The 12,668-nt window shown below is 58.5% G+C and carries 9 protein-coding genes; all 9 read left to right on the top strand.

All coding sequences use genetic code 11. The annotated features are described in order from the left end of the window. Positions 1 to 1,128, top strand: coding sequence for a glycosyltransferase family 4 protein (locus FIU93_RS30135; RefSeq protein ID WP_152507983.1), 1,128 nt, complete (start codon positions 1 to 3; stop codon positions 1,126 to 1,128). Between the two features lie 132 nt (positions 1,129 to 1,260). Further along, on the top strand, positions 1,261 to 3,171 hold the full coding sequence (locus tag FIU93_RS30130; RefSeq protein WP_022999561.1) for a polysaccharide biosynthesis tyrosine autokinase: 1,911 nt from the start codon (positions 1,261 to 1,263) through the stop codon (positions 3,169 to 3,171). A gap of 294 nt (positions 3,172 to 3,465) precedes the next feature. Further along, a complete protein-coding gene (locus FIU93_RS30125; RefSeq protein ID WP_173017465.1) occupies positions 3,466 to 5,238 on the top strand; it encodes a hypothetical protein in 1,773 nt (590 codons plus the stop codon). After that, a complete protein-coding gene (locus FIU93_RS30120) occupies positions 5,228 to 6,634 on the top strand; it encodes a hypothetical protein (RefSeq protein WP_152507981.1) in 1,407 nt (468 codons plus the stop codon). Before FIU93_RS30125 ends, FIU93_RS30120 begins: the two co-directional genes overlap by 11 nt. After that, positions 6,634 to 7,971, top strand: coding sequence for a lipopolysaccharide biosynthesis protein (locus FIU93_RS30115; protein WP_152507980.1), 1,338 nt, complete (start codon positions 6,634 to 6,636; stop codon positions 7,969 to 7,971). The genes FIU93_RS30120 and FIU93_RS30115 overlap by 1 nt, the downstream gene beginning before the upstream one ends. Next, entirely contained in the window at positions 7,968 to 9,227 is a 1,260-nt protein-coding gene (locus FIU93_RS30110) for an O-antigen ligase family protein (RefSeq protein ID WP_152507979.1), read from the top strand. The genes FIU93_RS30115 and FIU93_RS30110 overlap by 4 nt, the downstream gene beginning before the upstream one ends. Positions 9,228 to 9,467: 240 nt before the next feature. After that, the gene (locus FIU93_RS30105) at positions 9,468 to 10,637 is read left to right on the top strand and encodes a polysaccharide biosynthesis/export family protein (RefSeq protein WP_173017464.1); all 1,170 of its coding nucleotides are present in this window, start codon (positions 9,468 to 9,470) and stop codon (positions 10,635 to 10,637) included. 13 nt (positions 10,638 to 10,650) lie between these two features. Continuing rightward, positions 10,651 to 11,844: a glycosyltransferase family 4 protein gene (locus FIU93_RS30100; RefSeq protein ID WP_152507977.1), complete on the top strand. Its 1,194-nt coding sequence runs from the start codon at positions 10,651 to 10,653 to the stop codon at positions 11,842 to 11,844. After that, positions 11,837 to 12,667: a sulfotransferase gene (locus tag FIU93_RS30095; protein ID WP_075283062.1), complete on the top strand. Its 831-nt coding sequence runs from the start codon at positions 11,837 to 11,839 to the stop codon at positions 12,665 to 12,667. The genes FIU93_RS30100 and FIU93_RS30095 overlap by 8 nt, the downstream gene beginning before the upstream one ends. The last annotated feature ends 1 nt before the right edge of the window (position 12,668 follow it).

Raw genomic sequence — 12,668 nt, 5'->3', positions numbered from 1 at the left:
ATGAAACTGCTCTTCGTTCAGGCTAGTTTTGGCGCAGGCGGCACGGAAAAGATCGTTGCCATGCTGGCGGCACATCGTGCTGAGCTTGGCGATGAAGTGCACGTCGCGGCAATGACCTGCCCCGATGCAGGATCTTATTTCGACTATCCGGACAACGTCGTCCTGCACGTTCTCGATCGGGAGAACGGCAGAGGGCTGCTTCCCCTGCCGTTGCGCCGGCTTGCCAGTATCCGCAAGCTGGTGCGGGCTCTATCGCCGAATGTGTGCCTCTCGTTCCTGACCAAGGTCAACGTTCTGACCCTTCTGGCCACCGGTTCGTCGGTGCCTGTGATCGCGTCCGAGCGCAACAATCCGCTGGCACAAAAGGCCCATCCGATCTGGCGCCGTGCCCAGAATGCCCTGATGCCCAGAGCCGCCGCGATGGTCATGCAGACCGAGCGGGCACGGCAGGACCTGCCGGCGCGAGTACAACCCTGTGCCCAGGTGATCCCGAACCCCTGTGCGCCGATCGACGGTGTGGCCCCTTCACCTGGCGGAAAGAGGCTCGTTGCCGTTGGACGACTGGATCACCAGAAAGGCTTTGATCTGCTCATCGACGCCATGTCTCTGCTGCGCGAAAAACAGCCGGATGCAAGACTGACGATCTATGGAGAAGGCGCCGCCCGTGCTTCCCTGGAAGCGCAGCGTGACCGTCTTGGTCTTCAGGATATTGTTTCCCTGCCGGGCAAGAGCGCAAGGCACGGAGAATGGATCCGGACTTCCGACATTCTGGTTCTATCGTCCCGTTTCGAAGGGTTTCCGAACGTTGTCGCCGAAGCTGTCGTCAGCGGGCTTCCCGTCGTGGCGTTCGACTGCGCCTACGGCCCAAGGGAACTGGTCTTCGATGGCGTGAACGGACTTCTGGTTCAGGACGGCAATGTCGGGGCACTGGCCGACGCGATTGGTCGCCTGATGTCCAACCCGACCCTGAGGGCCGCAATGGCGGATGCGAATGTCCGCCTGCAGCAAAAACTGGCACCTGAGACCATTCTAGCCCTCTGGGACCGGACGATTTCCGACGCGACCCGGAAGGAAGCATTCAACCGCGGCAAACCGGCAGGGGAGGGCTATTCACATGCGAATGCGTGAGCCTTTCAGCTCTGCAAGTGCCGCGATGTCCGTGGCAACGGACCTGGCGCGAACCGATATCGGAGCGCCCGGCAAAATCGACTTCAATACCAGGACAATCCGGCGGAATTCGTCGGCATTTGGGGGATCTTCATGAGCAGTATTGTTGACTCGCAGCAGGAGCAATATGCATTCGCTGAACGTCCGATACAGTTCGGTTTCTTTGCCATTTTCAAGGTGTTGCGAAGGAACTGGATCTGGCTGACCTTGGCCATGTTGCTGGGTCTGGGGGCCGCCTATCTTGCCCTTCAGGTCATTCAGCCAAAATATGCCGCACGGTCGACCATCATTCTGGCGAAGGTCGAAACGAGAATTAATCCGACAGAGACGACAATCGAGAATTCCGACACGTCGCTTATCCACATCGAGACCGAGATCGATTTTCTTCGCTCAGTCGAATTCGCCCGCAAGGTCGCCAGCGAACTGAACCTGATCTCAGACACCTATTTCAATCCGTACCTTTCGGCGACCGAAACACCGGTTCCCACCGATGAACAGCAATTCGAAGCGGTCCTGGTACGCATGCTCAACAGCTACACGGTTGAACGGCGAGGCGAGAGCCTGGCGCTCGATATTCGTGTGCGGCATCCAGATGCCGTCATGGCTGCGCAACTGGCCAATACACTCTCAAGCACCTACATCGATGACTCTCTTCGGGACAAGAAGAAAGCCGTACAGTATTCAATCTCAGAATTGTGGGACCGGATAACGTTACTCGGCGGTCGCCTGAGCGAGATGGAAGCGCGTCTTGCGGAACTCATTCGCGAAAACGAACTGGACGACACCAGCCTCGGCGACGAGTTGAGGGCAGAGCTGAACAGATTGACGTCTATCCTCAATCTGGCGCGCGACCAGAATGCGTCTTCCATCCGGATCAATGAAAGCAAACAGCGTCTTGCCGAGGTGGAAACGAAGCTTGAGGAGCGAACGCGCGCCGAACTGACACAGTCCAAGCTGCAGAGGTCGCTGGATGCGGATCTTGCCAGGTACCAGGCACTTGTAGACCGACGTAACGCACTGGAAACACAGATCGACTTTCTTCAGCCCGATGCCCGGCAGGTGACCGTGGCTTCCGCTCCGCTGAAACCGGCGACACCCAACCGTCCCGTCATTTTTGCGCTTGGGATTGCCGGCGGCCTGATTGTCGGTCTGGCCTTGGTGCTGTTGCGCGAATTGTTCGACCGCCGGGTCTGGACCGGTACCCAGACGATGCAGTACCTGGGCCTGCGAACCATCGGCTACGTTCCGCGGATCCGGTACTGGCGGAAGAGGGACAAGCAGGAACTCTTTCTGAGCAGAACCTCCAGGCAGGAGAATTCACCGTACCAGCTGGCGTTGCGGAGCCTGCTCACACTGCTTTCCAACCAGATCCGGAAAAAGGACAGCATGGTCATGGCCGTAACGTCGGCACTTGCCAACGAAGGCAAGACGACCCTGACGTTCTCACTCGCAGTTTCCGCCGCCCAGGAAGGACACCGGGTGCTGTTGATCGACCTCGACATCCACCGGCATGGCCTGACACGCATGTCAGGTTGCGAAATCCCAAAGGAAACGCCTCAGGAAATCTGGGAGGATCAGAACGTCTTCGACGCGCAGATAGTGCCTTGCACCCGTTTCGGACAGATCAATCTCCTGTCGTTCGCTCAGGATTCCATCATTCCGAGGCGCGTGTTCAATACGCCTCGTGGCAAGGCGATTTTGAGAAAATTGCGCGCGTCCTATGACGTCATCCTGATTGATACGGCCCCCGTTTTGGCAGCCGACGAAGCAAACCGCCTGGCGTCGCTTGCGGACTTCGTGATCCTCATCGCCCGCTGGGGACGCACGTCGGAAGATGCTCTTGGAACGGCGGCAGAAGCCTTGCGGTTCAATCAGATCCCACTCGCTGGCGTGGTGTTGAACGACATCGACATGCGGCGATATTCGCTTCGCGACTACGGAGCTCACCGGGCAGGAGGATACTACGCCTATAACAACGGCTACATCTACAAACCGCCAAGTTGAAACAGCTTCCGTCGCGTTGGCGCGACCCTTTCAGTCGACACGTTTCACCGAAAAAAGCCGTGTCTGACATGCTGTTTTATCTGGAGTTTTTCGACATTTCGCTGCGCACCAGTGTTTCACGCGCAGCTTATTGAAAATTGCATCAAGTGCCGCGGCGCCGCTCAAGTTCTGATCTGGTGTTCCGCAATTTCAAGCGATCGCATGGTTCGGCGCACACGCGCGATACAATGAAGGAGACGATCCCTGTTTTTGATCAACACCAGCTCTCAAACCGCCGGCAAGGTGGCTGATCAGGTGTCAAAACGTGATCGCCATGCCGAAGGTGCTGCCGAGTTCAGACCAGAGAATATTCAGATTCTGACGCTGATCTTCAGAAATGCGGTTCTGATCGTCCTGTGCATATTGGCCTCGGGTGCCCTGATGTGGTTTCGGCTCACCACCGTTGTGCCGACTTACAGTGCGCAGGCCACGCTGGTGCTTGATGACGCGGTCCTGCGTCTCGATCCATTCGGTGCCCGGTTGCGGGCCAGAACCTTGTCGATGCTTCAACTGGCCACCGAAATCGAAGTCATGAAGTCACGGGAATTCGCAGCAAGAGTAGCGGAGGAGGTCGTACCTGATGAGATTTCCGGGACGGGTCAGAACGTCTTGTCCGGAAGGGAAAGCACGGTCGATCGCATTCTGGAGAGCTATCAGATCATCTGGCATCCCACGACCTTCGCCCTGGACATCCTCGCCACGGACGCCAGCCCTCAATTGGCAGCAGACATCGCGAATGCTGTCGCCCGGAACTATGTCGACTACACGCTTGAGATACAGCGCGCCGATGTCGAACGAACCAAGATGTCGATCTTGTCGCGCCAATCCGCGCTGCAAGAGACGTTGAAAGATGCGGAAGCCAATCTTCTGGAATTCACCAGAACCAACAATCTCGACGATCTGACCGAGACGGAAACCCTGACCAACAATCTTCGCCGCCTGCAGGCGCAATTGGCGCTGGCGGAAGAACGCGGAGTACCCTTGCAAGAGTCTGCAGAGCTCAAGGCCGACCTGGATGCGACGCTGGCAAAACTCGACGCACGTTCGGCGGCCGAAGTTGAGAAAACCGGCTTCGAACGGAGACTGGAATCGATGCGAAGACAGGATGATCTTCTGTTCGATCAGCTTGAAGCACTCGCATTGCAGGAAGCGCTACTGACCCCGGTCGCGCGGCAAGTGTCGATCGCTATCCCAACGACCAGACCTGTTTCGCCTTCTCCCAAAACCGAAATGGTGGGCGCGCTGATCAGCGGGCTCACTTTCGGTTTCCTTCTGGCGCTCTTGCGGGAAAACCTTCGCGGACGTCTGCGGTGGCCACAGCAGATAACCGCGTTCCGCGCACCGGTTCTGGGGCAATTGCCTCCCCTATCACGGAAATTCGTAAACCGTATGGCATGGACGACCAGGAGCGGGAACTTGCGGCGGGCGCTGCACAAGATCGCACCCCTGCACACCGCCGTACGAACAAACACCAGGGCGGACAACAGGACCGAGAATGGGACCGGTGCAATGGTTCTGATCACGTCACCGGGGAGCCGCGAGGGCCGGAGTACACTCAGTTTCGCACTTGCCGCATATGCGGCCGCGGGGCGTGAAGATGTTCTGCTGGTCGATCTTGATCCTTCGCCGAGGGACTTGATCTCGACCCTCTCGCGCAAACGCACTGCGAACGGATTTCTCGATCTTCTGAGCAACCCTCTGCGGATCGATGCAGCCGCGTGGCATCTGCCCGGCCATCCGCATCTGTCGATAGTCGCCCCTGCATCGGGGCCCGTACCAGTGCGGTTCAACAACATGTCCAGTGTCGAAGCGTCACTCAGCGTTCTGCGCCGCAAGTACTCGTTAATTGTGGTCGATTGCCCACCGGTACTGAGCGACGACGCGACATGCCGCCTCGGCAGTGTCGCGCAGGCAGTGCTGCTGGTCGCGCGCATGAAGAAGACACGCTTCGAAGACCTTTCGAAAGCCGCTCAGCAACTCGAACTGAACAACGCCTCAAACGTCGGGATCGTGGTGAATGATGGCTAGGAACAGAACACAGGCTGCAGTCCTTATCGTCTTCGGCCTCTTGATGTCGCAAACGCTGGCGGCCGAGGCCGCGCCTCGAGCCTTTCCGGGGGCGGTCGGGTTCGGAGCATCTGCAACCGGCTGGACCGGAGGGGAGGTCATCCCCGTCACAACGCTGGCAGATGCTGGCGCCGGCTCTCTGCGAGCCTGTGTGGAAAAGGGCGAAATGCCTCGGATCTGCGTCTTTCAGGTGAGCGGAACGATCACGCTCGACACCCCCCTCTTTTTTCGCTCAAACCTCTACGTCGCAGGTCAGACTGCACCTGGGCAGGGAATCCAGATCAGACTGGGCAAGTCCCGCGCCACGCCCGTCATCATCAAGAATGCCAACGATGTCGTCGTCAGGTTTCTCAAGGTACGCCCGGGACCGAGCGAACAACCTTCGTCGTCGGTCGATGCGGTGACGCTTGAAAACGCGACGCGCGTTTATCTTGATCATCTGTCCCTGATGTTTTCGACCGACGAGAACCTCGGTATTCACGTTTCCCGCGAACGGTCCAGCGACATTACGGTCGCCAACAGCATTTCCGCCTGGGCTCTGGATCATGCCAACCACCCGAAAGGGCGCCACTCCAAGGGGGCCTTGATCTGCTCTGGAGACGGCCGGGATTTCGATTGCGGACGCGTGAGCCTCTGGCGAAATCTGTTCGCTCACAATCGGGACCGAAATCCCGATATATACGGCCATGATGACGGGCCGGTCGAGGTCGTGAACAGCGTATTCTACAATCCGATCAGTCAATTCGGAGAGTTTCGAAACTACTACGGCAACGCGTTTATCGTCTATGCCGGCAATGTTGCGCTGACCGGCCCGAGCACCGTCGACAGACGGCCCGCAGCAGTTGAAGCAATCATGGCAAGCGACCAGTACAGACTTGAAGTTCAGGTCGATGACATTCTCGCAATCGACCGTGGACGCTGCGACCAAGACCGCCCCTTTCGGCAAGTCGATGCCGATCCCGGAGCGGAGATAATCGAGGGTGTGACCGGCACACTGTCCGTCCCGCGCGTGAAGGCAAGCGAAGTGCTCGACCTTGTGCTTGAAGGGGTCGGCGACCGCCTGCCATCGGGCGAACATCGGGACTCGCTCGACCAGCAACTTGTCGAAACCGTTCGCGATTGCAAAGGCAAGGTGATCGATTCCCCATCCGAAGTCGGCGGTTGGCCAGACCTCCAACCGGAAGAACGGGTCGTGGACAGTGACGGCGACGGGTTTCCTGACGCTTGGGAGCAGTCAACAACGGGGCTTGATGCCGGCCAGCCGGACGATCCCTGGCAGATCGTTGCAGGAACGGACCAGTCCTACATTCAGCTTTGGCTGGCAGAGCTTGCCGGCGACCGGGAGCTGGATGACTGATGGCCCGCCTGATCAACCTCTCTGCTGAAGACAGCCAGACCGCCGGTCGGCTCATGCGCAATTTTTCATGGGTCTTTTCGTCCCAGGCGGTCAGCGGGGTGATCAGCATCGGGACCCTCGCCATCATGGCCCAGTCGCTTGGTCCGGCAGGCCTCGGCCTGTTTGCGATCTTCCAGGCTTATGTTCGCATTGTCGACCGGCTGCTGAGGCTGGAGCCCTGGCAAGCCGTGATCAAATACGGTGTCGACGCTCTGTCAGATGATGACGGCGACAGGTTCATGCGGTTGCTGAAGGGTTCGGTTTACGTGAACCTGGCGGGCAGCACGCTGGCTGCCGGGGTTTCGATCCTTGCCGCTCAGGTGACCGCCCGAATGATGGGCTGGCCGGAGGACAGTGCGGCCTATCTGGCTTTGTTTTCGCTGGCGCTTCTCTTGAACCTCAAGCCGACCGCGGTCGCGGTCCTGAGGATTTTCGACCGGTTTGATGTTCTTGCCAAGGTCGACGTCGGTATCGCCCTGATGCGTCTGGTGCTGTCGGCCGGCGTGTGGTTGATGGGCTACGGCCTTTGGGGGTTTGTCCTCGTTGCGGTGATCGAAGGCCTGGCGAACAGTCTGCTGCCGTTCGTCTATTCGCTCCGATATGTCCATCAGCGTGGCTACGGCAAGTTCATGCGATTGCCGATCAGGGGCATACGCGAAGAGAACCCCGGAATTCTGCGGTTTCTCTGGAATTCGAACTTCAATGTCATCATCCGCCAGACAGTCCAGCGTCTTGACGTAATCCTGCTGTCGGTTCTCGTTGACGAGAAATTCGTCGGATTTTTCCATATTGCCCGCAGGGTTGCCGACAGCGCGCTCAAGCTGGGGCGCCCGCTGAACCAGGCGATCTTTCCGGAACTGGCCCGCAAATGGAGTTCCGGCGAGGAACGCGGGTTTTACAAGCTCGTCAATGGCGTGCTGCTGGCAATCGCTGGCCTTTGCGTGGTCGTGCTGGTTCCTGCCGCTTTCCTGATGCCATACGTCTTGTCGGTCATGTTCGGCGCGGGCTTCAACGAAGCCGCCAACATGGTCAACGTCCAGTTGCTAGCGGTCATACTTCTCCTGGCAACCATGGTGCTCAACCCGGCCATGTTGAGCATGGGGCGCGACCGCGAGCTTCTGTGGGTGACCTTGCTCGGAAGCGTCATGTTCCTGGCCTGTTTCGCTCCACTGGTCGGGATGCTGGGGCCGGTCGGGGCTTCGGTCGCTCATGTTCTGTTTAACGGCACGCTTGTGGCAGGCACCTTGTTTGTCCTTTACTGGTCGCGCCGACAGCCCACCGTGAGGAGGCCGGCTTGACCCCAAGCGCGATACCGATCTCTTCCCACAGCGGTTCCCCTGTCCGGAGCACGACGAGCCAGGAAATCGAACGCCTGCTTGTCATCGCCGCGGTGTTCCTGTCACCAATGACATATCTTCGAACCGACATCGTGTTCTTCACGCTGTCCGATCTCGTCGCCAGCGCCGCTTTCGTCGTGATGATTGCAAACAGGCGCGTGCCGCTTCGCCCGTTCGCGGACATGACGTCTTTCTGGCTGTTCGCGGTATTGCTTCTTTGCAGTGGCCTGATTGCCGGATCGTTGTTGAACGGCGATCCGCTTACGGGTGCGGTTGGCGTCATCCAGTACGTCTTTTCGTTTGTATGCATACCGCTGCTGCTTCTGGGGCGTCCTGCGCGGGAGACGATGTTCCTTTGCAAGGTGATGGCGTTTTCCCTTGTGTTCGTGATGTTGCACGGAGTGCTCTATTCGGTGTTCAGCCCGGACGATGCGCGTTTCTTTTCCAGAAACGGCCGACTGACCGGACTGATCGAACGGGAAAACGGGGTCGGTCTCCTGGCTGGAGTAGGGATCGTCTACGTGATGTGGCTTTACTTCATCTCCCAGATATCCGGCATCGTGTTCCTGGCACTGGTGGCACCCGTTGCCTACGGCCTGTTGTTGTCCGCATCGAATTCAGGGTTCATCGTCGCGGTTGTCGGGATATTTGGAATCTCTTTTTTCCACGGCTCCGCCAAACATATCCTGGCTTTCATCGGGATTGGAGCGCTTGCACTGGCGGCCCTGTTCCTGTTCGGACAGTATTTCCTGCCCGAGGTGTTTCAGGAGCGGGTCTACGGCGCATTGACGACCGGCGATTCCAGTGAGGCGGGAACCTTCGATGGGCGACTGCTTCTCATCCAGGAGGCAATTTACCTGATCGATCGGTCGATCTGGTTAGGGGTCGGAGTGGATCAGCACCGGTTGATCAGCCAGTACGGAGCGCCGGTTCACAATACCTATCTGTTGCTGTTTTCCGAAGGCGGCCTCGTTTCGCTGCTCGGCTTCGTCTGCTTGCTGCTTACACTGGCATTCGTCGGCTGGCGGTCGTTCAGCAATCCCGACACGCGCTGGTCCGGGGTTCTGATGTTCACGATACTGCTCATGTTCGCGGTTGCCCTCAACGGAGTGACCCACGTTTACGGCAGGTTCCTGTCCGTTCCCCTCTTGCTTCCGGCGGCGATCTGTCTGTCGGGTTACCGGGTCCGCCGGCACCGGAAACGGGAGCACAGATGACCCATGAAAAATGTCCTTACCAACGTTCGTCGAGACCATCGAATAAACCGGATGCAACTAAAGCATCCCGAAAGAATCATGAACGCTATTTCGGGAAAAATTTCTTTTTCGTTGTTTTCCGACTTTCGTGATAATCTTGGATATATTGATAATAATTTTGTTTCTTTAAGTTAAAAGATGGGAGATCGCGCATTGAGTATTCGGTTTATAATTGCCGTACTTTCATTATCGACTTTTCTTGTGTCGGGTCTCTCGGCCGAACAGTACAGGCTGTCCGGCGGTGAGACACTGGAGCTGCGTGCTGGCGCCTGGGATGCCAGAAACAAGACCTTTGCCAACTGGGATGGTGTGGCCGGTTCCTACAAGATGGCACCGGACGGCAAAATTCATGTCCCGATTGCGGGAGCCGTGGAAGTTGTCGGCAAGACCCTGGACGAGGTCGCGGATACTATTGCCAGCCGCATGCAGCGCATCGTCGGCTTGACGGAATTACCCGCGGTCTCCGTCGAAGTATCCCGGTATGCCCCGGTGTTCGTGGGCGGAGCGGTTACGGCTCCCGGACAATTCGACTTCATCCCCGGCATGACGGTCGAGAAGGCCCTGGCAATTGCCGGTGGCTATTATCGCCTGCCGAACGAAGAGGGGACACAACAGACCTCGCTCACCCGAGTAACGGGGGAGATCAATCAGCTTCGCGGAACCGCATCCAAACTGTTGCAGCAGGAGACAAGGCTCGAGCAGGAAGTGCAGCTCTTTTCGGCGGAGACATTGCCAGACGCCGTGGAGTCGCAATCATCCGACCCTGTGCAGTCGAAGATCCTTTCCGCCAACATCAAGGTGATCAAGGCCGAGCTCCAGAGCCTCAAGGATCTTCGTGTCCTGCTGAACGAGAAAATCTCTCAACTGTCCGAAGAAATCGTCCTGCGTGACAACCAGATCGAACTGGCCCGCAAGGATCTCGCATCGATGGAGCATCTGAAGGACAAGGGGCTGGCCGTGACGACCCGCGTGTCCTCTGCCAATACGGCGCTCAACGATCTGGAGGCAAAACGTCTGCAGCTCGAAGTCGCCCGTCTCGACGCGCAGCAGCGTCTCAATCTTGCATCGAGAGACGCCGCGACCCTGTTCGACAGGACCCGCGGGGAAAAGCTCTCCGAACTCACGGAGGTGAAATCAAAGCGTTTCGAGGTCGAATCCCGTCTTGAGCTGGCCCGAAAGGTCTACGCCGAGACGCTGTCCGCGAACTCGGTTGATACCACCGCCCAGGACAGCATTGTCACACCTTCCTACAGGATATCGCGGCTCGAGAACGGCGAGATGCAGAGCCTGGACGTCGACCTGAATGCCTTCATGCGTCCGGGCGACAGTCTGACGATCAACCTGACGATTTCTGAACCAGCGTCCAAGTAGGTCCGGAGCAGTGATGAGACGCATTCGAGTATTATTTCCGTTCGTAGGCGGACCTGTCCTGGGCGGCAGCCACATTTCGGCGCTCAGCCTTGCCGCCGCCCTGGATCCGAACCGTTTCGAGGCGCGTGTCCTCGTCCATTTCGAACCAGGCGCCATTGGCCAAAAGGCGCGGGAGCTGGGGCTCGATTACGATGTGCTGGAGGACACGCCACTGATGTCGTCGCCCGGCCTGCCTCTGCCCGGCCGCGTAGGCGGGCTCGGCTATCTGACGCGAACACTGCCGGCCTTGCGACGAACGCTGAAAAAGATCGATCCCGATATCGTGCATACGAACGAAGGACGCATGCACGCCAACTGGATCATCCCGAGCAAACTGTCTGGTTGTCGCCACCTCTGGCATCATCGCCAGGACCCGGCTGCGAAAGGGGCGAACACGCTCGCCCCCTTGCTTGCCGACCATATCGTGAGCGTTTCACATTACGCCATGCCATCACGTCCGATCCGGCCGATTGGCGACCGTGCAAGCGTGATCCGAAGTCCTTTCGATTTTCCAGCCATACGGCCTGATCGCGCAAATTCCCATGACAAGCTTTGCGACGAACTCGGCCTGCCGAGGGACGCGGTGCTGCTCGGGTATTTCGGCTCGATCATCAAACGCAAACGTCCCGACGGCTTTGTTCGGGTGATCGATGCGGTTCGCCGCGCCTTGCCGGGGCGTCAGGTGCACGGACTGCTGTTCGGCGATACCGTCGACGCAACCCGGGGGCTGGACGAAACCTGCAAGGCGCTGGTCAGTAACCTGGGACTGAACGACAATTTTCATTTCATGGGCTTCCGCTCACCGGTTTTCGAGGCAATGAGCGGTGTCGATGTCATGCTTGTTCCGGCTGTCAACGAGCCATTCGGCCGGACCCTGATCGAAAGCATGTATCTGGGGACGCCTGTCGTTGCGACACGGCACGGTGGCAACATCGAAGCCATCTCGGACGGTCTGACGGGGTTCCTTGTTGAGCCGGACGATCCGGAGAGCTTTGTCGAACCTATTTGCAAACTGCTCAGTGACCCTTTGCTGCAAACCCGGATTGCCGACGCGGCGCAGGCAGATGCCGCGGCCAAGTATGGCGCCGAACGCCATGTTTCCGAAATTTCCCGCCTTTACGAACAGCTCGTCGAAGGCACCCAGGTAGCAGGTACCGCATATGCTTGACTCAAACATACGATTTCTGATTTTCGGCGCGGCCAAGTCCGCAACGACCTGGCTGCAAAGATCTCTGGAGCGCAGTCCGACGATATCGATGCCCAGCCCGGAGCTGCATTACTTTTCCGATGAGTATCACCGTGGAGCGGACTGGTACCTGTCTCAATTCGACTTCAGTAAACCGGACGCAATCGTCGGAGAGAAGTCGAATACCTATCTCACGCAACCCGAGGCGGCAGAGCGCATCCGGCGGGACCTTCCCGATGTCCGGCTGATCGTTCAGATGCGGGAACCGTCGGCGCGTGCCTACTCCGATTATTGCATGCTCTTGCGACGCGGGGAGGTGTCTCGAAACATCGAGGATCATCTCGACCCGGCGAAGGCCGCGGGCCAGCGTTTCATCAACGACGGCCGTTATGCCCTGCATCTTCGCCGGTTCTACGATCTGTTCCCGCCGGAGCAGATTCTGCTGCTGCTGTTCGAGGATATCCGGCGCCAGCCTGAAAATCAGCTCGCCCGCCTTGCCACGCATATCGGTCACGAGGCACCGCTGGCTCCTCCGGTGGACAGCAAGGTGAAAGACAAGAACGCCGCCATCGTTCCACTGCCCCTGCGCAAGGTCCTGAAGCCGTTTCGCCCCGTCCTGGACGGCGTTCGGCACACCAGGCCAATGAGGGTGCTTCGCGATGCCGTCGCCCGGCCACAGGAATACCCGCCGTTGAGCCCCGATCTGGAAAAAAGGCTGCAGGACTTTTTCGCTCCGGAAGTCAGCGAACTTGAACAGCGGATCGGCAGACCGCTCGACGTCTGGCAGGGTGCACGAAAGGCGTGAC

It is taken from the genome of Labrenzia sp. THAF35, assembly GCF_009363595.1.
Classification (GTDB): domain Bacteria; phylum Pseudomonadota; class Alphaproteobacteria; order Rhizobiales; family Stappiaceae; genus Roseibium; species Roseibium algicola.
The sequence above is the reverse complement of the archived record's forward strand: the minus strand, read 5'-3'. Positions and strand labels throughout refer to the sequence as shown.